The 22,272-nt window shown below is 38.7% G+C and carries 20 protein-coding genes; 7 read left to right on the top strand and 13 right to left on the bottom strand.

Annotation, left to right across the window (positions count from 1 at the left end; translation table 11 throughout):
- Positions 1-57: 57 nt before the first annotated feature.
- From BN1875_RS01240 to BN1875_RS01255, 4 genes are all read left to right on the top strand, one after another.
- A complete protein-coding gene (locus BN1875_RS01240) occupies positions 58-1,179 on the top strand; it encodes an IS4 family transposase (RefSeq protein WP_048603023.1) in 1,122 nt (373 codons plus the stop codon).
- Between the two features lie 304 nt (positions 1,180-1,483).
- The gene (locus BN1875_RS01245; protein WP_048603062.1) at positions 1,484-1,807 is read left to right on the top strand and encodes a DUF1827 family protein; all 324 of its coding nucleotides are present in this window, start codon (positions 1,484-1,486) and stop codon (positions 1,805-1,807) included.
- Between the two features lie 262 nt (positions 1,808-2,069).
- The gene (locus BN1875_RS01250; protein ID WP_048603063.1) at positions 2,070-2,417 is read left to right on the top strand and encodes a hypothetical protein; all 348 of its coding nucleotides are present in this window, start codon (positions 2,070-2,072) and stop codon (positions 2,415-2,417) included.
- A gap of 103 nt (positions 2,418-2,520) precedes the next feature.
- Positions 2,521-3,057 (top strand): ClbS/DfsB family four-helix bundle protein, encoded by a 537-nt coding sequence (locus BN1875_RS01255; RefSeq protein ID WP_048603064.1) that lies wholly within the window; start codon positions 2,521-2,523, stop codon positions 3,055-3,057.
- Between the two features lie 144 nt (positions 3,058-3,201).
- Here BN1875_RS01255 and BN1875_RS01260 read toward each other — a convergent pair whose 3' ends face one another.
- The 6 genes from BN1875_RS01260 to BN1875_RS01285 form a co-directional block, all read right to left on the bottom strand.
- Complete coding sequence (locus BN1875_RS01260; protein ID WP_048603065.1) at positions 3,202-3,447, bottom strand: hypothetical protein; 246 nt, start codon at positions 3,445-3,447, stop codon at positions 3,202-3,204.
- 16 nt (positions 3,448-3,463) lie between these two features.
- Positions 3,464-3,706: a hypothetical protein gene (locus BN1875_RS01265; RefSeq protein ID WP_048603066.1), complete on the bottom strand. Its 243-nt coding sequence runs from the start codon at positions 3,704-3,706 to the stop codon at positions 3,464-3,466.
- A 19-nt stretch (positions 3,707-3,725) separates the two neighbouring features.
- On the bottom strand, positions 3,726-3,965 hold the full coding sequence (locus BN1875_RS01270; RefSeq protein ID WP_048603067.1) for a hypothetical protein: 240 nt from the start codon (positions 3,963-3,965) through the stop codon (positions 3,726-3,728).
- Between the two features lie 162 nt (positions 3,966-4,127).
- Positions 4,128-5,705, bottom strand: coding sequence for a peptide chain release factor 3 (locus tag BN1875_RS01275; protein WP_048603068.1), 1,578 nt, complete (start codon positions 5,703-5,705; stop codon positions 4,128-4,130).
- A gap of 193 nt (positions 5,706-5,898) precedes the next feature.
- A complete protein-coding gene (locus BN1875_RS01280; RefSeq protein ID WP_048603069.1) occupies positions 5,899-7,272 on the bottom strand; it encodes a hemolysin family protein in 1,374 nt (457 codons plus the stop codon).
- 103 nt (positions 7,273-7,375) lie between these two features.
- Complete coding sequence (locus BN1875_RS01285) at positions 7,376-8,509, bottom strand: AI-2E family transporter (protein ID WP_048603159.1); 1,134 nt, start codon at positions 8,507-8,509, stop codon at positions 7,376-7,378.
- Positions 8,510-8,635: 126 nt separating this feature from the next.
- Between BN1875_RS01285 and BN1875_RS01290 the strand changes: the two genes are divergently transcribed.
- A complete protein-coding gene (locus BN1875_RS01290) occupies positions 8,636-9,067 on the top strand; it encodes a GNAT family N-acetyltransferase (RefSeq protein ID WP_048603070.1) in 432 nt (143 codons plus the stop codon).
- 38 nt (positions 9,068-9,105) lie between these two features.
- On the opposite strand, the gene BN1875_RS01295 is transcribed toward BN1875_RS01290, so the two are convergent.
- The 4 genes from BN1875_RS01295 to recX all read right to left on the bottom strand — a co-directional run bounded on the left by BN1875_RS01295 (position 9,106) and on the right by recX (position 12,803).
- A complete protein-coding gene (locus BN1875_RS01295; RefSeq protein ID WP_048603071.1) occupies positions 9,106-10,095 on the bottom strand; it encodes an N-acetylmuramoyl-L-alanine amidase family protein in 990 nt (329 codons plus the stop codon).
- 138 nt (positions 10,096-10,233) lie between these two features.
- Positions 10,234-10,767 (bottom strand): nucleoside tri-diphosphate phosphatase, encoded by a 534-nt coding sequence (ntdP, locus tag BN1875_RS01300; RefSeq protein WP_048603072.1) that lies wholly within the window; start codon positions 10,765-10,767, stop codon positions 10,234-10,236.
- Between the two features lie 91 nt (positions 10,768-10,858).
- Complete coding sequence (mutY, locus tag BN1875_RS01305) at positions 10,859-12,013, bottom strand: A/G-specific adenine glycosylase (protein WP_048603073.1); 1,155 nt, start codon at positions 12,011-12,013, stop codon at positions 10,859-10,861.
- On the bottom strand, positions 12,006-12,803 hold the full coding sequence (recX, locus tag BN1875_RS01310; protein WP_048603074.1) for a recombination regulator RecX: 798 nt from the start codon (positions 12,801-12,803) through the stop codon (positions 12,006-12,008). Before recX ends, mutY begins: the two co-directional genes overlap by 8 nt.
- Positions 12,804-12,909: 106 nt before the next feature.
- Here recX and rlmD point away from each other — a divergent pair, with 106 nt between their 5' ends.
- Positions 12,910-14,286 (top strand): 23S rRNA (uracil(1939)-C(5))-methyltransferase RlmD, encoded by a 1,377-nt coding sequence (rlmD, locus tag BN1875_RS01315; RefSeq protein ID WP_048603075.1) that lies wholly within the window; start codon positions 12,910-12,912, stop codon positions 14,284-14,286.
- A gap of 7 nt (positions 14,287-14,293) precedes the next feature.
- On the opposite strand, the gene BN1875_RS01320 is transcribed toward rlmD, so the two are convergent.
- Positions 14,294-14,491: a hypothetical protein gene (locus BN1875_RS01320; protein WP_048603076.1), complete on the bottom strand. Its 198-nt coding sequence runs from the start codon at positions 14,489-14,491 to the stop codon at positions 14,294-14,296.
- Positions 14,492-14,669: 178 nt separating this feature from the next.
- Between BN1875_RS01320 and BN1875_RS13440 the strand changes: the two genes are divergently transcribed.
- Positions 14,670-16,000, top strand: a protein-coding gene (locus BN1875_RS13440) for an IS3 family transposase (RefSeq protein WP_231586057.1) whose coding sequence is annotated in 2 segments (ribosomal slippage) — positions 14,670-15,051 and positions 15,051-16,000 — 1,332 coding nt in all. Because the reading frame shifts where the segments join, the coding sequence is not laid out codon by codon here.
- Between the two features lie 56 nt (positions 16,001-16,056).
- Here BN1875_RS13440 and BN1875_RS01335 read toward each other — a convergent pair.
- Both BN1875_RS01335 and BN1875_RS01340 read right to left on the bottom strand, forming a co-directional pair.
- Entirely contained in the window at positions 16,057-20,418 is a 4,362-nt protein-coding gene (locus BN1875_RS01335; RefSeq protein WP_390622573.1) for a PolC-type DNA polymerase III, read from the bottom strand.
- 105 nt (positions 20,419-20,523) lie between these two features.
- Positions 20,524-22,242, bottom strand: coding sequence for a proline--tRNA ligase (locus tag BN1875_RS01340; RefSeq protein ID WP_048603079.1), 1,719 nt, complete (start codon positions 22,240-22,242; stop codon positions 20,524-20,526).
- Positions 22,243-22,272: the final 30 nt, after the last annotated feature.

The following is a 22,272-nucleotide window of genomic DNA, read 5'->3' on the forward strand; positions in this document are numbered from 1 at the left end:
AAATCCTTTATACTACTCTTGGATGACTTATCCAAGACCAATAAAAAGGACCTACGTATGGATAAGTATAACTTAAAAACATCATTTCAGAAATGGCTTTCTTCAATAAATCTTGATAATTTATCTGAGAATGCCAAAAATTCAATTCAAACATTCGATTATTACAGTAAGAAACTAGATTTTAGATCAGCTTTAAAGATCCTTCTTCACGCAGTTTATGAGGACTTACCCAGCTATCGAGAAATCAATCGTGCTTTTTTAGATCAACGATTATGCAAAGAAGTGGGCATTGAGTCACTATGCTACAGCTCGCTGTCTCGTAAAACTGCAAAAATTGATCAAAACGTTTTGATGGAGATTTTCACGCAATTGGTAAAAAAAATATCCCAACAAAGACCCAGTTCAAAGACAACAAGCCTACAAATCATTGATTCAACAACAATTCCACTAAACAAAGCATGGTTTCCCTGGGCTAAGTTTCGCCAGACGAAGTCTGGAATCAAACTTCATCTGAATCTCTGTTACCTCGATGAGAACAATCAATATCCAGAAAGCTTCACCATCACAAACGCTAGTGAACACGATCGTACACAGTTCGAAGTGTTAGCTGATAAGACAGAAGCAACTTATGTCGTTGACCGGGGTTACTTCGATTACAAATTACTGGATAAACTGCATGGAGATGGCTATTTCTTTGTGACAAGAATAAAGGGTAATACTAAAATCACTATTCTAGATCAAATTGATGTGACTAAACCTGAAACAACGGATGGTAAAATTATTAGTGATCAGCACGTCATTCTAGGTGGTGGTGTCAATCATGTCACTGAACGATTCAGATTAGTCACTGTACTAACAAACGGGCAAAAACTATTACGAATTGTAACCAATCGGTTTGATGTCACGCCAAATGAAGTAGCAGACATGTATCAGGCACGCTGGCATATTGAACTTTTCTTTAAGCATTTGAAACAGAATCTAACCATCAAACATCTTTATTCACGAAGTGAACAAGGTGCAATAAATCAAGTGATACTTACCCTTATTGCATCCCTTCTAACCTATATGGTGAAGATTGAACTTGAAACGACAGCGACACTCTTTCAGTTGAAAAGATCCTTTCATTATCTGATGTTCGAGCCAGCTGAAAGTTGGTTGGAACTTCATAGATCAGGTTGATTCTCATTGTTTTATCGTCGTCTCTCTTAGTTTTCATTTGAATAAACGTGTAATTTCTGGAAAAATAGTCATCCGTTGCGTAAGCACTCGACTTTTTGGCAATTTTTAACGAGAATTAATTTTCAGACTATTCTGATATTATCTATGCAACACTAGTAACTTAAAATAGAAGGATGTATAAATAGGAAACTATTCTACTGTTTTTTTGATGTTTTTTTTCAGAATAAGGGTTATCCCTTTCCAATTTCTCAAAAAAAAATATATAATAGACTTAATCAAAGGTACACTACGAGGGGTGAAAAAAATGAAATTAATCAATGTAACCAACAGCCATTCTCGCATGGTCAAAAACCAACTTGAAAATACAGATGCTGAGTTAGTTAAAGTTTATACCGATGGAAATACTACCGTTGTGTACACCGTTGCCCCATCACATAATGAAATTCTTTTAATTAACAAAAAGCGTAATCTGCGTTCTTCAGAAATCCATGAAGTAAAGGAGTATTTCTTGAAAAAAATGCCCACCGGCTCTTATTATAAAGATTCGATTCAAGTCATCGAGATGCCCGGCTTGGTTGAAATTTCTATTAAAAAACCAGTGCTCACCGAAAAAACTGCCAGTCTGTAATTTGTCCATTCGTCTAAAAGCTGATTTAAAGATCAGCTTTTTTTATACCCTATTCTCTAAAAAGTTGCCTTTAAAGAAAACAAGAAGAAACGTCTGACTAAAAGCACGTTTCTCCTCTTTTCTCCGCTGAAACCTTGCTCCTGTTTAGGGAAGAATCTATGCTAAGTTTAGCATAGAGAACTTTTTTATTGAAGTGTTTTTTTACATTAAGCATGTTTTTTTAACTGATTTATTAAATTTTTTAGATTGGGAGAGGAACAACATGAATCGTTTAGAGGGACAAAAAAAGTTTGCGGAAAAATCCACCATTCGTTCCAGCGAATACAATCGTATCAACACGAACGGAACACAAGGCAGCAATCCAATTCAAAAAGGAAATTCTTTACTTTCCTTTAATCCAAAAAGTTGGCAAACAAATGGATTGGGTTTTTGGCTGATTAGTGTTGCTTTTGGTATACTCTTTTTCTTGCTTATTCCTCCATTAGGCAAACACATCTTCAGCAATACTTTTTACTACGGCACAGCATATTTATTTTTGTCTCTCTTACTTTCCGTCGGACTGGCTTTGTTGGTGAGAATGGTTCTAATATGGATGAGTAGGAAGAAATAAGTGTACCCTTCTTCCTGATAGATACTTCACTCAAAATGAGGATGATTGCTAGAAGTATAATCCATCTGCGTTATAATAAAAATAAAAACGGGAGGACATACCTATGGCAAGACCAAAAACAAAAGCGGAGCTAATCCAAACAGGAACTGAAGAATACGAGAAATTACTCGCACTAATCAATTCTATTCCAGAAAAAGATGTAGACGGTGTATTTCGTTTTGATATTGAAAAAGAAAAAGGAGCCCACTGGAAAAGAGACAAAAATATTCGAGATGTACTCGTTCATCTGTATGAGTGGCATAAATTACTTATAGACTGGGTATCTGCGAACCAGAAAGGTGTAGAAATGCAGTTTTTAAAAGAAGGCTATAACTGGAAAACTTATGGAGCAATGAATCAGGTATTTTGGGAAAATCATCAGGAAACCTCCTATGAAGATTCTCTAAACTTACTGACAGACAGCCATTCACAGGTAATGAACCAGATAGAAACTTTCTCAGAGGACGAATTATTTTCTAAAGGAGCCTTCAAATGGGTTGGCGGCAGCACTTTAGGTAGTTATTTTGTATCGGCCACTTCAAGTCATTACAATTGGGCAAGTAAAAAAATCAAAAAATATAAGAAGTCTTTGACGGCATAATCTTTTTTAAATACAGAGCTTAAACTGATGATTATCTCTCTTCATCCTTTTCAGTCCAAAAGCTCTTTTTTAAAGCCCTTTTATTTGTTTTCTCCCGAGACTATCCAAATTAAAAATAAAAAATTTCACCATCCATTTATTTTTTTATTTATAAGCTAAACTAGTAACAACTAAATAAGAAAAAAGAATTGCTAATGATCCCCATATTATTAGTCTTGAAAATTGTTTTTCCTGATAGGCTCTTACTGAAAAATAAAGAAAGAATAAAGCAAAACTCCCAGGAAACATAGTGTCCAGGTTTAATTCTGTAAAATACTCGACAATTATAATCAATCCCACGATAAAAGCAAATAAAATCATTACACCGTTATCTATTTTCGTCCTTTTCACTCCAATCCCTCCATTTCTAAAGCACCTTTTCTTCAAACGTTAAATAAGCAAATGACAAACTTAGAATGGCAAATCCAACCAGACGAAACATCGATTCTTCTTTTTGAGCTTTCAATGTTTGATAAAAAAAATAAACAGAAAAAATTCCGGTAAAAATCCAACTAAGGTCCATATTTTTAGACTCTTGAACAACCAAAATCGATATAAAGCTAAAGATAAAAACTCCGTTTGAAATCCATTGTTTCTTTGTTTTTTCCAAATTTGACGCCCCCCTACTCCTAAAAAATACTTGTCCATAGAATATAGGCTGAAACAAATGCCGAGATTCCAAACAAAAATAAACGAAGAACTGATTTTTCCTGATACGCCCTAATTGTATAATAAAAAGCATTAACCATTAAAATAGCTATAAACACCAGCGTCAAATCCATATGTTGAAATTTTTGAATCAAAAAGAGTCCCGCAAAGCTAATAAAAATCAAAATGCTGATAGTGGTATTTTTTTTTTCGTTTTCCATCATAGTTCCCTTAGCTTATTTTTTTACATCATTATATCCTATTTCCTTTAAAAAGGCTATCAATCATTGCATCGTCAAAAAAAGCCCCTTCCCACCATTTTCAGATAGGAAAGGACCTCTTCGCACTTAAAACACCTCATACTAATTTTGACATTTCATTTTTTACATCAAACTCTTTAACTTAACTTTTGGATACTTATCCGCAAACCAGCGTTCCGCAAATTGGTTTTCAAACAAGAATAGTGGTTGGTCAAAGCGATCCTTCGCCAAAATATTTCGGCTAGAGCTCATGCGTTCATCCAAATCGGCTGGATCGATCCAGCGAGCGATTTTATGCCCCATTGGTGTCATGATTACTTCAGCGTTGTATTCATTTTTCATCCGATATTGGAAGACTTCAAACTGCAATTGTCCGACTGCCCCGATGATGTATTCTTCCGTCAAGTAAGTTTTATACAGCTGAATGGCGCCTTCTTGCACCAGTTGGTAGATTCCTTTGTGGAAGGATTTTTGCTTCATCACATTTTTTGCAGAGACCCGCATAAATAATTCCGGTGTGAACGACGGTAATTCTTCATATGCGACCTTCAATTTACCTTCGTAGAGAGTATCCCCGATTTGATAGTTTCCTGTATCATAAACCCCAATGATATCACCGGCAACCGCTTCTTCGATATTTTCTCGTGTGTCTGCCATAAACTGCGTCACGTTGCTTAACTTCATTTTTTTATCTGTTCGTTCTAAAAAGACATCCATTCCCCGTTCAAATGTTCCTGAACAAATACGAACAAAAGCGATCCGATCTCGGTGAGCTGGATTCATATTGGCTTGGATTTTAAAAACAAAACCTGAAAAATCAGCTTCATAAGGACTGATTTCTTCGCCATCCATCGTTTGATGCCCGTATGGAGATGGCGCAAATTGCAAGAAGGTTTCCAAGAAAGTTTGTACACCAAAATTAGTCAATGCAGAGCCAAAGAAAACCGGTGTTTGTTTTCCTGTTGCAACTTTTTCTGGATCGAATTCATCTCCTGCTTCCTTCAACAACTCAACTTCTTCCAATACCTGTTGGAAAACGCCACTTTGTTGCAAGGGATGATCTTCAGGAATCGCTCCTGCTTCATCCAGAGGAACAAACCGCTTTTCAGGAGTTTCTGGTCGGTACAATTCTACCCGCTGATTATGGATATCATAGAGACCGTCTAATCCTTTTCCCATACCGATTGGCCAATTCATCGGATAGGATTCGATATTCAGCAATTCTTCTAATTCTTCCAATAAATCTAAAGGTTCACGACCGTCACGATCCAGTTTATTGATAAAAGTAAAAATCGGGATTCCGCGTTTTTTTACAACTTGAAATAATTTTTTGGTTTGGGCTTCGATCCCTTTGGCGCTGTCAATCACCATCACAGCACTATCCACAGCCATCAGCGTACGATAGGTATCTTCTGAAAAGTCCTCATGTCCTGGAGTATCCAGAATATTGATGCGTTTTCCATTGTAATCAAATTGCATCACCGAGCTGGTTACAGAAATCCCCCGTTGTTTTTCAATTTCCATCCAGTCAGATTTTGCAAAATTCCCGGTCTTTTTTCCTTTGACCGTTCCAGCTTGACGAATCGCTCCGCCAAATAAAAGCAATTGTTCCGTAATTGTCGTTTTCCCCGCATCCGGGTGGGAAATAATCGCAAAGGTGCGGCGACTATCGACTTGTTCTTTTAATTTAGGATTGTCCATTTTTTTCATTCCTTTTCACTGATCTTTATCTATCATTCCTGCGTCGCATTTTTTCAACTAGGATAGTATAGCATGGATAGCAGGGGATTTCCAAAACTGTTTTCTTTCTCCTGCTATTTTTTCCGAATAAAAGGAGCAAGACCAAGTGGCTCGCTCCTCCATTTTACCTATTTAGTCTTCTGTAAACTTTCTTTCATCTGCGGGGTTCATCTTCTTCAAAATCTTTACGAAAATGCCGGCGTTCTTCCTCTGGATCTACGTCGGTTTCCTCTGGATGAAAGATTGCTCGAATTTTAAGAACTCGTGAACCTTCCATTTCTTCAGAAATTAAAGTGACATTATCTACGTTGAAGGATAGTTTTTCTCCTTCATCAGGAATCGTTCCTAACGCAGTGATCAAATATCCTGCCATTGTATCCACATCGCTCATATGCAGATTTGTTCCAAAAAGTTCATTGAATTCATCAATCAGCATACGACCTTGGATCATATATTCATTTTCATCAATTCGTTCATAAAGATTTTCAACTTCATCGGATTCATCATCAATCTCGCCAACAATTTCTTCCAACAAGTCCTCTAAAGTCACGACACCGACAACGCCACCGTATTCGTCCAGCAAAATCGCCATTTGATTTTGGGTACGTTTCAGTTCATAAAGCAAATCATCGATAAAAACAGTTTCCGGCATGAAAAGCGGCTCTTGCAAAATCTTATGCAGATCCAATGCTTCAAACCCAACTTCATAGGCTGCCTTTAACAAGTTTTTCGTATGCAGCACCCCGATTACTTTATCTTTATCTTCTTCATAAACGGGAATTCGTGAATAACTCTCAGCTAAAATTTCTGAGACGATTTCGTTCACAGAATCATCAATATCCACCATAAATGCATCCGTTCGCGGAACCATCACTTCTCTAGCAACTTTTGTGTCTAATGAAAAAACGCCCTGAAGCATTTCCCGTTCTTCATCTTTCAGTACGCCTTCTGTTTCCAACATATAACGCATCTCGTCACGGGTCATTTTTCCATCTTCGTCATCAAATTCCATTGGCGTGATTCGTGCTAACAAACTTGTTGAAGCTGAAAGCAACCAAACGAACGGTTTTGTGACTTTTCCCAGAAAACGAATGACGCCTGAAGTAAACGAGGCAACTTCTTCTGATTTATTCAATGCAATTCGTTTCGGATATAGCTCGCCAAAAACGATTGAAATATAGGTCAATATCGCAAGAACGATGATACTAGCAATATTTTTTGCCCCAGGGATATCTCCTAATACCGGCGCCAAGCGTGTCGCCAATGTATCTGCTAATGAAGCCCCTGACAAAATAGTTACCAATGTAATTCCTACCTGAATAGTTGAAAGAAAATTGGTTGGATCTTCTAATATCTTCAGTAGTTTTTGTGACTTGATATTTCCTTCTTCGGCTTTTTGCTCCACCCGATTTTTGTTAACGGAAATCAGTGATATCTCCGATGCTGCAAGAAAGGCATTGATCAACGTAAGAACAATTAGTAGTAAAATTTGCGCTAAAAGCGACTGACTCTCCGGGTCAGCATTCATAATAGCAATCTCTCCTTATTTTTAAACAATTTTCTAGAAAAAAAGCGTGGCAAGTGCCACGCTAAAATCGTATCACAAAGCGATTTTCTTTGCAATAAAAACCCTATAGCTGTAAATCACTGCTATCAGTGATTTTGTCATGATTTTCTTTGATACGGTCTGCTTTTACCAATCGAATGATAAAAATAATAATCGTACGGCAAATCGCATAAAAAGGAATTCCTAAGAATATTCCCAACAATCCAGCAATATTCCCTGCTACCAACAAGACTAAGATGATTGTCAACGGATGAATTGCCAAAGATTTGCCGATAACATTTGGATAAATCACATTCCCATCGATTTGTTGAACAATGATTACAACCACCGCACACAAAACAGCTCTTAATGGATCATCAAAGACGGTCGCCAGTACCGCAGGCAATAATCCTAAGTAAGGACCAAGATAAGGAATCAGATTCGTGATTCCCGCGATCACACCGAACAGAAAGGCATAATCAACACCGACAATCAAATATCCGATAAACGTGAAGGTGCCGACAAAAACACATTCAATTGCTTGACCGCTGATATAATTAGACAGCGTTTGGTGCAGTTGACCCAATAAGTCAACGATTTGTGCCCGACGTGTTTCAGGAAAGAACCGTTGAATATTCGGTACTAAACGATCTCCATCTTTTAACATATAGAAAAGAATAAACGGTACCGTCACAATCGTTACCGTCGCAGAAGCAATCGTTCCTACGATTGAACCTAAACTTGTTGAAAGACCACTCAAGAATTTTTGAATGATAGATGAATAAGAAATATCCATTTTTTCGATTTGTTCTACGATATTTATCTGACTGAAAATTGGATTATCTGCGAGCTTCATACCCCAAGTCTGCATGTTTTCCACAAAATTTGGGATATTTGATGCCAAGGAAGAAATTTGACTTACCAAATTTGGAATCACACTTAAAATCATCCAGACGATAACCCCAACCAACAAAATAAAAACGAGGATAATGGCAAAAATCCGCTTTATTTTCGTATACTTTATCAAGAAGTTGACAATCGGATTTAAGACATAGTAGAGAAATCCCCCCACCAGAATCGGTACAAACAAGGTTCTAAAAAATGTACCAATTGGTTGAAACAAAAAATTTATTTTTGTTGAAACAAAAACCAACGTCGCTAAAATCAGCAACTCAAGCGACCAAAACATTAATTTTGAATTTTTTAATTTATCAAACAAGGCCATCCCTCCCTCATTTTCATATTATAACCTAACTTGCAAAAAACAGCTTCTTTTTCTCTCGATTTAGACAAGTTATTTTGCAGATTGTTAAACTTTGGGTATACTACTATCGAGGTGAGTGGAGTGACTGTTGTCCAAACAAAAGATACCATGAGTCAAATTTATCTTGATGCTGTTAAAATTCGTCATCAAGTCTTTGTAAAAGAACAAGGCGTACCATTAGAAAGAGAAATCGATAAAGATGAAGCCTATGCAATCCATTTCGTACTTTATGAGGAAGGTCAGGCGTTAGCAACCGTCCGTTTATTGCCGCTAAATGAAACAACCTTGAAACTGCAACGCATGGCCGTTCGCAAAGATGCCCGTAAAAAAAATTTAGGCAAGCAGGTGATCACAGAAGCAGAAAAATTTGCTAAGCAACAGGGATTTTCTATGATTCAATTGGGGGCACAACTGCCCGCAGAGCCCTTCTATGAAAAAATGGGGTATCACAAATATGGGGAAGTTTTTCTTGATGCAGGTATGGAGCATATCGCAATGAAAAAAAACCTATAAAAAAATGAGAAAAACCGCAAATGGTTTTTCTCATTTTTCTATTCTCCCATTCCAAATGGAAAATAGTTCTGTCCAAATTTTTCAACACCAGAAAGAATCGCTGCCGCAACTTTTTCCCGGTATTCCCTGGTATTGATTTGAGCCAGATCCTGATCAGAATTCATATAGCCGAGTTCCAGCAACAAACTGGGAACATAGGATTCACGAATCACCAGATAATTTCCTTGACGAATCCCATTATTTGTCAAATCAATCTGTTTTGCCAATTCTTGATTGATTATTTCCGCAAAAGATTTCATTTTTTCATAATAATAGTAGGTCGTAAAACCAGACATCACATTTGCATAATCATAGTTATCATAATGAAGACTCAGAAATAAGTCAGCATTTTGTTCCAAACTGATTTGAGTAATATCTGTTAATTCAAGGTACGTATCTTTTGTACGTGTATAAACCACGTTAATTCCAGCAGCTTCTAAAACTTTCCCTACTGTTTGTACAGTTTTAAGTGTCAAATCTTTTTCATTCAATACGCCATCTGAGCTAGTCGCTCCCGTATCGGAACCACCATGACCAGCATCCAGTACTACTGTTAATTCTTTACTTTCTGTACGAGTCACTTCTTTTTCTTTGCTGTTCTCTTTCGGGATATACCCTTTATTTCCCTTATTCGTCTGAATGTAGATCCAATCTCCCTCGGTTCCTAAATAATTGGTCCATTCACCACGATGGATTTTTTCCAAGACGTTGCTTTGACTGCTAGGTTCCTCCTGTAATGGAACAAAATCATTTTCCGTAACCGTCGTCGTGTCGTATAATTCTGGCGCAACATATACTTGAACCAATTTTTCAGTCACCTTTTCTTCAGGAATCTCCGTAACAGATTCACTGGTGTTCGTTTCATAAACACTGGAGTCAGTAGTCGGTGCTTCTATTTTTTGCCATCCCAAACTAAAGACTACAGCCACTGAAAGTAAAAAAATAATGAATAAATAATATTTTTTCTTATTATTTTTATGTTCTTCCATATACCAACCTGCTTTTCCTTAATACATTTATTGTACCTTACCTACCTTAACTTTGTCTTAAACAAACTATTTCACTTTCAAAGTTAATTATGAGAAAAAAGCAATAAAAAACAGCAGACCTTAAAGATCTGCTGTTTTTTATTTACGTGACAATTGCTTGTAGCGGTTATACCAAATATCAATATAGCCTTCTGAGAATGGTCCTTTGCCATTATTGATCCAGTCTACTAGAATTTTGACATTTTCTTTTAATACATAGTCAATATCATCCGGATAATGCATGATTTTACTGTGAAGCTCATACTCATCCACATCCAATAAACGTTTTTCACCATCTGGAAAGACCTTGATATCCAAATCATAATCGATATATTTCAAGGCTTCTTCATCCATCAAATAAGGTGAAGCTAGATTGCAATAATAGGAAACCCCCTTTTCTCTAATCATTGCTATTACATTAAACCAGTATTTTTTATGAAAATAAACAATTGCTGGTTCGCGTGTTACCCAACGACGACCATCGGATTCAGTCACTAACGTGTGATCATTCACACCAATCATTGAGTATTCACTAGTTTTCAATACCATTGTATCGCGCCACGTTCGATGCAAATTGCCATCATGTTTGTAACTTTGTATGGAAACAAACTCTCCTTCTTTAGGAATTCGCATAGCTACCCTTCCCTCAGCAGACACACTGCATTTGTTTGGGTGTTCATTACACCGACATCGTAAACATTATAGCAATAAATCAATGGTTTGCCTAGAAATCTTTATCTGATAAATGATTTTTCTTCAATTGTTCTACTAATTTTTGCTGTGGCTTAGGAAAAACGTATTTCTCAAAGTCGCTCATTGCAGCAAAACGCTGATTTTCATTGACTTCTTTTTTTCCTGTTCGCCCATAAAACAGTAAGACATGCCATTTTAAATGACTAAAAATATGTGTAATTTCGCCTAAATGCCGCTTTTGCCAAACCACCTCTTCTTCAAAAATATCCGGTAACAATTGATCTTCTGCCACAAAAAGAGAGAGTTGATCCATTGATTTTTTTGACCAGGTAGCTTCAAGCTTTCGGTATTCTTTTTCCGTCACTTCCATCATCGGAAAAGTCCACATGGAAGCCAATAGACCGGTTGCTGGTCGTTGTTGCAATAAATATTTTCCAGTAGGATTTTCTAGGGCCGTCGCAATATAATAAACATCCTTAGGCTTAGCCTTTTTGGTTTTAACTGGAAAATCAGTTTGACGATTCTCTTGGTAAGCCAAACAAAAATCCTTCAACGGGCATGCAGCGCAATCAGGAGACGTTGGTGTACAGATGCTCGAGCCTAAATCCATCAAGGCTTGATTGAATTCTCCCGGTTCATCAGGATCAATGATTTTTCTCATAGCATCCTCAAAGTAATGACGACTGCTGGCCTTTGCGATATCCGCATCGATTTCAAATAAACGACTGACCACCCGCATCACATTACCGTCGATTGCCGGTTCCGGTAACCCAAAGGCAATGCTGGCAATCGCACCGGCTGTGTACGGTCCAATTCCCTTCAATGTACGAATCTCATCAATGGTCGTCGGCATTTTTCCATCATATAATTCAACAATCTGTTGGGCAGCAATTTTTAAATTTCGTGCCCGTGAATAATAGCCCAGTCCTTCCCAGACTTTTAAAAGTTTTTGTTCCTCAGCCTCTGCTAAATCCTGAATAGTAGGAAATAATTCCATGAAACGATAATAATAATCGATTACCGTATCCACACGGGTTTGCTGAAGCATAATCTCCGATATCCAGATAGCATAAGGATCAGTTGTCGCCCGCCAAGGAAGATTTCGTTTTTTATCATGATACCATGTCAAAAATTCTTGTCGCAGCTGACTGATTTCAGCTGCGGATAGTTCCGTTTTCTTAGTCATCTTCTAATCCTTTTTCTTCTAAAAATCGCTGGATTTCCTCTAGCTGAAACCCTTTTTGAAACAGGCCTTGCTTGACCTTATTTTCCCGCTCACGTTGCGCTTTACGTTGGTGCCGTCGCCATAGCCGTTCTCCTTCTTTTACAAGGGCATCATATTCTTCATCCGATTCCTTTTCTAACGCTAAATCCTCCATTGTAAGAGAGATGCTGTCGCCAGAAAAACCTTTTTGCATTAATGCAGTACGAATTTTTTGAATCGTTTCTTTGTGACTCTTTCCATGAATTCGCCGTAAACTTTTTTCAGCCACATGCTTAGCTACCTCTAGTTGCTGATCAAAGGTGTACAAATGAAGAACTTCTTCAATCAAATCCTCAGACAGCCCCTTTAATCGCAATTGCTGCTTAACAACAGTGGGGCCTTTATCCGAAGTACGCATCTGCGTACGAACATAACTCTCCCCATAGACCCGATCATCAACAACCTTTAATTCTTTTAATCGTTGAAGAATTGTATCACGGTCATGCGCTTCAATTTCTTTTTCTTTAAGATAACTTCGAACTTCTTTTTCTGAACGTAACTGATAACTAATATAGTTCATCGCCAATTGTAGGCCCAGATCATATCCAGTACTCTTTTTGACCTTTTGAAATTCTTCTTCTGAAAGCTCCATTCCCTTTAATAAACGGTAGCGAACCAATAAATCTTCCGAAACCCGCAATGCTTCTCCGTTTGAAAACTCTACTTTATAAAAATTTCCTTTACCTTTACTGATTCGTACGATCGTGATCATAGTGTCCTCCTTACGAACATATATTCTAGTTTACCACAAAAAAGAACTTTCTCCGACAATTCTATGGTAAAATAAAAACAGAAATTTATTTACATGAGGAGCAATTATGGCTGAAACAATAGTAAAAAATGGGCAAACAATAAAATTAAAAATCAAACGTCTGGGAATTAATGGCGAAGGAATCGGCTATTATAAACGTCTGATTGTTTTTGTTCCAAAAGCTCTGCCGACTGAGGAGATACTGGCGACCATTACTCAGGTTAATCCCCGATTTGCAGAAGCTGAACTGACTAAGATCATTAAAAGCAGTCCAGACCGCATGACACCTCCCTGTGTTTTTTATGATCGTTGCGGAGGATGTCAGTTGCAGCACCTTGCCTATCCAAAACAATTGGATTTCAAAAAAGATTTATTAAAACAGGCTTTAGAAAAATTCAAACCAGAAGGCTATAAAAAGTATCAACTAAAGGAAACCATCGGCATGGATGATCCTTGGCGCTATCGGAACAAGGCACAATTCCAGTTGCGTTTCAATGAAAAGACCCAACTTGCAGAAGCCGGCTTATACGAAACCAATTCTCATCGATTAGTAGCAATTGACGACTGCATCGTCCAGCATCCCGCAACACAAAAAGTAATCAACCTACTAGTGCAACTGATTAATGAGTACCATCTGCCTATTTATGATGAACGAAAAAATGCCGGAATTTTGCGAACCTTAATGGTTAGAGAAGGTGTCGAAACTGGTGAGCTCCAGATTGTTTTTGTCACTAGTACACCTAAATTACCGAAAAAAAATGCTCTGATTCGGGAAATCAACGCGCAACTACCAGAAGTTGTTTCCATTATGCAAAATGTTCAAAATCAAAAAACTTCTGTCATCATGGGAGATGAAACCATCCATTTATGGGGAAAAGAAAGCATTCAAGAACGACTGAACGACTTAACATTTGATCTATCTGCCCGAGCTTTTTTTCAATTAAATCCTGAACAAACCGCTACTCTCTATGATGAGGCTCGCAAAGCATTGGCACTGCAAAAAAATGAAACACTGGTAGATGCTTATTGTGGTGTAGGGACGATTGGATTAAGTTTAGCTTCTTTAGCAAAAGAGGTCCGAGGAATGGATATCATTCCGCAAGCAATCACTGATGCCCAACACAATGCGCAAGCAATGGGCATGACAAATACCCACTATGAAACCGGTGCAGCAGAAGAATTGATTCCAAAATGGTTTCACGAGGGCTTTGAGCCGGATGCAATCATTGTTGATCCTCCACGAACCGGGCTGGACAATCAATTACTAAAAACACTGGTTGCTTATCCACCTGAAAAATTAGTTTATATTTCCTGTAATGTTTCTACTTTAGCACGTGACCTTGTTCAACTAGCAAAAATCTACGACATTCATTACTTACAATCAGTAGACATGTTCCCCCAAACTGCGCGTTGCGAAGTCGTTGTCAAATTAACAAAAAAATAAGTCGGAGCTATTCCGGCTTATTTTTTTGCTGTGCTGTGGATGGTTGGTTCCACAAGCGAGGACTCCAGATCGTTCCTTCAAGAGAGACCTGCAGACTTTCGTTGTCATCTTCTAGCTGCTCAATATAACGGATTGTTTCCTCAATCACGAGGGGATTTTCCTTCTTCAACAAATTCAACTGCTCCGCCAACCAAGTATTACGCATTTTCTTCACCTCGAAGCCAGTGTACCACACATTCTAATAACACCTTCCAACTAATGCTTGAAAAAAAAACCGAGAAGTTTTCTAAAATGTACCCTATCAGATAAACACTTTGAAAAAAGTCCTTCTGATAGGGTACTTTTGTTTATAATGAGAAAAAAGAAGTTGGAGCGGAACTAGAATGACGAAAAGATTATTAACTAAAAAAGAACAAGAACAACTGAAATGTAATCCTCATGTGCAAGCGGTGAGTGAAAAGGCGATCACGTATACAGATGAATTTAAACGTCATTTTATTTCGGAAAACAAGAAAGGTAAACTGCCACGCGAAATATTTGAAGAAGCTGGTCTTAATATTGAATTGATTGGTGTTGAACGTGTGAAAGCTGCAAGTAAACGTTGGCGTGCCGCTTTCCGTAAAGCATGTGTAGAAGGGTTACAAGATACACGTAAAACGAACTCAGGTAGACCATCAGAGCGTGAGTTAACATTAGAGGAAAAGATTGCACGATTAGAAGCGAAAAACCGTTTACTTGAGGCGGAGAATGAACTTCTAAAAAAGCTCGATCTACTCGAAAGGCAGATGTTGAAGAAGAAATAAAAATCGCACCACAATTAAAATTTAAACTGATTAACCAAACGATTAAAAAGTACAAATTGAAGCATATGGTGAGCTATCTCTGCGAAGTAATGGAAGTGTCTCGTTCAGGTTATTACAATTACTTCACGGAAGAATCAGCACAAAATCGTGCTACACAGGAACAAGCAGATGAAGTAGTAATGGAAATCATTTTAAAGGCGTATCATTTCCGAGGACGCAAAAAAGGAGCACGCCAAATTAAAATGACGCTTCAAAATCAGTATGGAATCACATACAACTTGAAACGCATACGCCGTATTATGAAGAAATTTAAAATTACCTGCCCCATTCGAAAAGCGAATCCAGCACGTCGTATGGCGAAAGCAACGAAAGAACATCGCACTTGCGAAAATAAATTAAATCGTCATTTCAAGCAAGGTGTTGCAGGAAAAGTACTATTAACTGATATCACATATTTAACCTATAGAGGTGGTAAACGTGCTTATCTATCAACGATTAAAGACGCTGAAACAAATGAAATTTTAGCGTATGAAGTATCTTCTTCATTAAGTATAGAAATTGCGCTCAATACGCTTTATAAATTGAAGAAGCATCACCATCTAACAGAAGATGCCTTTATCCATTCTGATCAGGGTGTTCATTATACAAGCTCCCAATTCCAAAAGCTTGTGAAGAAAATGGGATTAGGACAATCCATGTCACGCCGAGGAAACTGTTGGGATAACGCACCCCAAGAGTCATTCTTTGGGCATTTTAAAGATGAAACAAATCTAAATGAGTGCGAAACATTAGAAGAAGTAAAACGAGAGATTAAGAGTTATATGACGTATTACAATCATTACCGAGGCCAGTGGAATTTAAAAAAGCTGCCGCCTGTAAAATACAGACAGCAGCTTCAACAAGTCGCCTAGGCTTTTTCAAAATGTCCTTTACAAAGGGTACACTTTATTCGCTTCTCAGGCTTTTTTTATAACATATCAAACAAGGATAATTGATTTTCATCCGGCAGATCCTTCAATACACCATTTTCCGTCATGTATTCAATCAAGGTTTTTGAAACTTTTCCTCGATTGGCAAGATCTTCTTTAGATAAGAATGGTCCGTCTTTTCGTGCTTCAACGATTTGTTTTGCCACGTTGGTCCCCAAACTTGGGACTGCTCGAAATGGTGCAATCAATTTATTTCCTTCAATGACAAAGTTTTCTGCATCCGATTTATACAAGTCAATCATGCCGAACTCAAATCCTCGTTCGATCATTTCATTCGCCAGTTCTAAAACCGTCAACATATTTTTTTCTTTCGTAGAAGCATCCATACCTTTATCCATGATTTCTTTCATGCTTGCTTTAACGGCATCTTTCCCTTTTGCCATTGATATCAAATCAAAGTCATCTGCTCGAACGGAAAAATAAGCACAGTAATAAAGAATTGGAAAATACACTTTAAAGTATGCTACCCGTAACGCCATCAACACATAGGCTGCTGCATGGGCTTTTGGAAACATATATTTTATTTTTGAACAGGAGTCAATGTACCATTCAGGGACGTTATTTTCTCTCATGGCTTTCAGGTACGTTTCCCGCAAATCTTCTGGAATTTTATTCCATTGTCCTTTACGAACTGTTTCCATAATTTTAAAGGCCATCCCGCTGTCCAAGCCGGCGTGCATCAAATAAACCATGATATCATCCCGACAACCGATTACGTTTGCCAATGTAGCTTCTCCTCGACGGATCAGTTCTTCGGCATTCCCCAACCAAACATCCGTCCCATGAGACAGACCCGAAATTTGCAGCAATTCAGCAAAGGTTGAAGGGTGGGTTTCTTCCAGCATTCCTCGAACAAAACGTGTCCCAAATTCTGGAATTCCCAAAGTACCCGTTTTGGAATAGATTTGATTTTCCTCCACATTCAATACCTCTGGACCGTCAAAGATCCGCATTACCTCTGGATCATCTGTGGGAATTGTTTTGGGATCGATTCCTGAAAGATCCTGCAGCATTCGAATCACGGTCGGATCATCATGCCCTAAAATATCAAGCTTCAAAATATTGTCATGGATCGAGTGGAAATCAAAGTGAGTCGTTCGCCATTCTGAATTCAGATCATCTGCTGGATACTGAATCGGTGTAAAATCATATACATCCATATAATCTGGAATAACAATAATACCGCCGGGATGTTGACCTGTGGTTCGTTTTACGCCTGTGGCACCTTTTGCCAAACGATCTACTTCTGCCCCGCGGAAATGCAGGTTGTGGTCGCGTTCATATCCCTTAACAAAACCATAAGCAGTTTTATCTGCCACGGTACCAATCGTCCCTGCCCGATAAACATAGTCTTCACCAAAAAGTACTTTCGTGTAATTATGGGCTTCTGGTTGATATTCCCCTGAGAAATTCAAATCAATATCCGGTACCTTATCGCCATGGAAGCCAAGGAAGGTTTCAAAAGGAATATCATGTCCATCTTTTTTCAAGCGGGTGCCGCAATTAGGACAGGCTTTCTCCGGCATGTCAAATCCCGAACCGTAAGAGCCATCTTCATAAAATTCAGAGTACTGACAATTTGGACAATGATAATGTGGTGCTAAAGGATTTACCTCGGTAATCCCTGTCATAGTTGCCACGAAACTTGAGCCTACCGATCCTCGGGAACCAACCAAATACCCATCCGCATTACTTTTATGCACCAGTTTTTGGGCAATCAAGTAGATAACCGAAAAGCCATTTCCGATAATTGAATGCAATTCTTTTTCCAATCGTTTTTCTACAATCTCAGGTAATGGATCACCGTACAATTCTTTTGCTCGTTTGTAACTTAGATCCGTGATTTCTTGTTCTGATCCAGGAATTTTCGGCGTGTACAATTTATCCTTCACAGGAATAATTGTTTCACACAAATCAACAATTTTATTGGGATTTTCGACCACGATTTCTTTTGCTGTTTCCGCACCTAAAAATTGAAAAGCAGTCAGCATTTCATCTGTCGTTCGAAAATGAACATCCGGCAAACTGTGACGATTCAATGGATTGGCGCCTCCCATTGAATTAATCAAAATTTTTCGATAAATTGCATCCTCTTCATTTAGATAATGGACATTTCCTGTAGCTACGACCGGTTTATTCAATTCATGTCCGATCTCAACTAAATTTCGGATGATTTCTTCCAGATCTTTCTCATTTTTGATCAGTTCTTGTTCAATCAGGGGTGCATAGACTTCTTTTGGCATAACTTCAATATAATCATAAAATTTTGCCAATTCTCGTGCTGCTTCAACACCTTTTTGCATCATCGCTACGAAAACTTCACCTTTGTCGCAGGCTGTTCCAACCAGTAATCCTGAACGCAGCTTAACCAACTCTGACCGAGGAATCCGTGGAACTTTTCCGTGGAAATAAGTAATATTCGACATAGAAATCAGCTTGAACAGATTTTTTAGTCCATCTTGTGTCTGCGCTAATATCGTTGCATGGAACGGTCGGGCCGCTTTAAAAGAATTTTCTCCGCCGACATGCCGATTCAAGTCATCGTGGTAAAACATGTCGTGCTTTTCCATGGCCTCTTTAACAAAGATCCACGCCAAATGTCCAGTAGCTTCCGAGTCATAGATTGCCCGGTGATGTTGTTCCAAACCAACACCGAATTTTTTAGACAGCACACCCAGTCCAAATCGTTTGAATTCCGGATAAAGATAGCGGGCCAATTCTAAGGTATCGATGACAGGAGCCTGCGTTTCTGGCAAGGACAATCGTCGATAGGTTGTATTAAGAAAGCCCATATCAAAAGACGCATTGTGAGCCACTAATATCGTATTTTCCGAAAATGCACGAAAAGCTTCTAGTACTTCTCTTTCTGACTTAGATCCGCGAACCATTTCATCCGTGATCCCTGTTAAATTCACCGTGGTATTTGATAATGGATGCCCAGGATCAATGAATTCGTCAAAAGTATCGATCACATTCCCCTTATGCATTTTGACAGCAGCGAGTTCGATGATTGTGTCATATACTGCAGAAAGTCCAGTCGTTTCCACGTCAAACACCACATAAGTCGCATCGGTCAAGGAAATATGTTGATCATTGTAAGCAATCAATACCCCATCATCGACGACATTAGCTTCAACCCCGTACAAAATCTTCACGCCAGCTTTTTGACCTGCTTGATGGGCATCAGGAAACGATTGAGCCCCACCGTGATCAGTGATGGCAATGGCTTTATGACCCCAGCGTCCGGCTTGAGCAACAAGGTCTGCCACATTATTTGTCGCATCCATCGTACTCATATTTGAATGCAGATGCAATTCGACCCGTTTTTCTCCTTCTGGTGCATAATCTTTCCGTTCAGGATGCTTTACTTCTATCAAATCCTGCGCATTCATTACTAAATCCCGCATGAAGGTATCTTCTTGAATACTTCCGCGAACTTTTAGCCAGCTTCCCTTTGCGATCGCATCAAAAATTTGCTCATCGGTTTCATTATTGGAAAATTTCTTAACAATGAAAGAAGAGGTATAATCTGTAATTTTCAGCGTGAGAATTTTTCGTTTAGAACGCAATTCCCGCACTTCTTTGTCAAAAACATACCCTTCAATCGTGATTCGCCGTTCTTCTTCCAAAATATTTCCCATCGGTGTAATTGGTTCATCCGTTGGAATATTTCTTCCCAGCTGAATCGGTCCTTCAAGCGCAGGTCCCCGCTCTTTCTTTTCTTTTTTCCGTTGTTCGTGGGCTGCCAAATTTTCAGCTGCTTGTTGCATAAAGGCCTGCGCTTGTTCTTCTTTTTTTGTTTCCAATTCCTGCAAAGCCGCTTTTGCTTGTTGTTCATCTACTTGCGGTTCAATGCGAAATGCGGGAAAACCCATTTGCCGATAACTTTGTTCGACAATTGGCAAGTATTGCTGAACCATATACGGAATAACTGCTTCATTAGAAATAGGCAAAAGAACTTTCTTTTCTTTCAAAAGTGGCAGTTGAGACTTGATGGTTTGCTGAACCAGTTGCGTATCACACGCATTGTTTGCAATAGCTACTCCCCAATATTCTTGAAGTAGAACTTCATCAAATCCTGAATCCTTCGTTTCGATGGTTACTGCGACCTGAGCAATTTCCTTAAACGCCATTTCTAAATGCTGGCGAAAAGATTGATACAAAAAAACCGGCAATATTTGATCAAAAGAAAAGACGAATGACCAAACCTTAGATTGACGATGGACAATGACTTCTTTGATTTCACCGGTAGAAATTAAGGGATGTTGTCGTTCTTGTGGCTCAAGCTGAATTTGATCCAAAAGTATTTCAAAGGTTTCTCTATTTTTTGACAAGTTCATTTTCCTCCCTTTTTCATTCAACAGTTTCTAGTATAACGTGCTTTGATTGATTTTTCATTAAAAAAAATAAGGAGTCGCTTTCGACCTCCTCATTTTTTTCGTCACTCAGTACGGTTCATCCAATGTATCAAGTAAAATGGCGATTGTGTCTACCAGTTCTTCTTTACGAACCTCAACCATTGCACCGGTATTCTTGATTTTAACTTCTACAACCCCGTCTCTGGCTTTTTTCCCAACGGTGATTCGCAAAGGACAGCCGATTAAATCCGCATCTGCAAATTTGACACCAGCTCGTTCCTCGCGATCATCCACCAACACTTCGTAATCTGCCGCAGTCAAAGTCGTTGCTAATTCCTCGATAAGTTCTGTTTGGAAGTTATCCTCCATATTTACTTGGATGACATGCAAATCAAAAGGCGCGATTCCCTTGGGCCAGTTGATTCCTTCTTCATCTGCATGTTGTTCAACAATTGCTGCCAACAAGCGGCTGACACCGATCCCATAACTGCCCATTTCAACGGGAATTTTCTGTCCGTTTTCATCAAGGACCATCGCCCCCAATGCCTGACTGTATCGTGTCCCTAGTTTAAAAATGTGACCCAATTCAATCCCTTTAGCAAAGGTCAACACGCCGTGACCGTCTGGTGATGGTTCTCCTTCTCTAACAAAACGAAAATCACCGTAAGCTGCCGGTTGAAAATCACGGCCAGGATTCACGTTAACAAAATGATAGTCCGTGCTATTTGCCCCTGTGACCGCATTTGTCAGGTCCTTTACATAAAAATCACTATAAATTTCAATTCCTTGAGGCAGCTCAACGGGTCCAATTGATCCAAAATCTGCCGCAAGCAGAGCAACAGCTTCTTCATTAGTCGCTGGAATCAATCGTTCCACTTGAAGATAGTTTTTAATTTTCACTTCATTTACTTCATGATCTCCCCGGACCAAAACCATGATTGGCGCATCATCAGCTAAAAAAAGCACGGATTTAATGATTTTTTGCGGTTCAACGTTCAAAAAGTCTGCAACTTCTGCAATGGTTTTGACACCGGGTGTTGCTAGTTTTTGACGTTCCTTCAAAGTTTCATGGGATCGTTTAGCAACATATTGACTTGTTGCCATTTCGAGGTTGGCCGCATATTCACTTTCCGTTGAAAAGCAAACCGTATCCTCTCCAATTTCAGAAACTAGCATATATTCTTTTGAATCTTTGCCACCCATTGCCCCGCCGTTTCCGATGATGCCACGGACTGCTAAACCGCAGCGAGAAAAGATTCGACGATACGCCTGATCGTATAGTTGATAGGTTTTCTCCAAACTTTCTTTTGTTCCATGAAAAGAATAGCCGTCTTTCATAATAAATTCTTTGCTACGTAACAGTCCAAAACGGGGTCTTTTTTCATCACGAAATTTTGTTTGAATCTGAAAAAGATTGATTGGCAAGCGTTTATACGAACTGACTTCATCCCGAATCAATGCCGTAAACGCTTCCTCATGAGTTGGCGCTAAAAGATAGGTGCGTTCACTGCGATCATTCAGCCGATAGAGATTAGAACCATACGTCTCCAAACGACCAGATTCTTCCCACAATTCAGTTGACAGCAACAGCGGCATTTGCATTTCCTGCGCATCGATTGCTGTCAACTCTTCGCGTATGATTTGTTTGATTTTTTCTAACACTCGGTATGCAAGGGGCAGATAACAATAACTGCCGGATGAAAACTGTCGGATATACCCCGCTCGAATCAGCATTTTATGGCTCAATACTTCTGCTTCGTTTGGTACTTCCCGCAAAGTTGGAATCAACATCTTTGATTGCTTCATTTTTTTCTCCTTTACCTTTGAACTTAGCTA

Origin of the sequence: Enterococcus massiliensis (assembly GCF_001050095.1) — a bacterium.
In the GTDB taxonomy this organism is placed as follows: domain Bacteria; phylum Bacillota; class Bacilli; order Lactobacillales; family Enterococcaceae; genus Enterococcus_C; species Enterococcus_C songbeiensis.

Coding starts and splice junctions, on each gene's coding strand:
- BN1875_RS01240 (WP_048603023.1), top strand. CDS start 58: ATGGATAAGTATAACTTAAAAACATCATTTCAGAAATGGCTTTCTTCA.
- BN1875_RS01245 (WP_048603062.1), top strand. CDS start 1,484: ATGAAATTAATCAATGTAACCAACAGCCATTCTCGCATGGTCAAAAAC.
- BN1875_RS01250 (WP_048603063.1), top strand. CDS start 2,070: ATGAATCGTTTAGAGGGACAAAAAAAGTTTGCGGAAAAATCCACCATT.
- BN1875_RS01255 (WP_048603064.1), top strand. CDS start 2,521: ATGGCAAGACCAAAAACAAAAGCGGAGCTAATCCAAACAGGAACTGAA.
- BN1875_RS01270 (WP_048603067.1), bottom strand. CDS start 3,965: ATGGAAAACGAAAAAAAAAATACCACTATCAGCATTTTGATTTTTATT.
- BN1875_RS01275 (WP_048603068.1), bottom strand. CDS start 5,705: ATGGACAATCCTAAATTAAAAGAACAAGTCGATAGTCGCCGCACCTTT.
- BN1875_RS01280 (WP_048603069.1), bottom strand. CDS start 7,272: ATGAATGCTGACCCGGAGAGTCAGTCGCTTTTAGCGCAAATTTTACTA.
- BN1875_RS01295 (WP_048603071.1), bottom strand. CDS start 10,095: ATGGAAGAACATAAAAATAATAAGAAAAAATATTATTTATTCATTATT.
- ntdP (WP_048603072.1), bottom strand. CDS start 10,767: ATGCGAATTCCTAAAGAAGGAGAGTTTGTTTCCATACAAAGTTACAAA.
- mutY (WP_048603073.1), bottom strand. CDS start 12,013: ATGACTAAGAAAACGGAACTATCCGCAGCTGAAATCAGTCAGCTGCGA.
- recX (WP_048603074.1), bottom strand. CDS start 12,803: ATGATCACGATCGTACGAATCAGTAAAGGTAAAGGAAATTTTTATAAA.
- rlmD (WP_048603075.1), top strand. CDS start 12,910: ATGGCTGAAACAATAGTAAAAAATGGGCAAACAATAAAATTAAAAATC.
- BN1875_RS01320 (WP_048603076.1), bottom strand. CDS start 14,491: ATGCGTAATACTTGGTTGGCGGAGCAGTTGAATTTGTTGAAGAAGGAA.
- BN1875_RS01335 (WP_390622573.1), bottom strand. CDS start 20,418: ATGAACTTGTCAAAAAATAGAGAAACCTTTGAAATACTTTTGGATCAA.
- BN1875_RS01340 (WP_048603079.1), bottom strand. CDS start 22,242: ATGAAGCAATCAAAGATGTTGATTCCAACTTTGCGGGAAGTACCAAAC.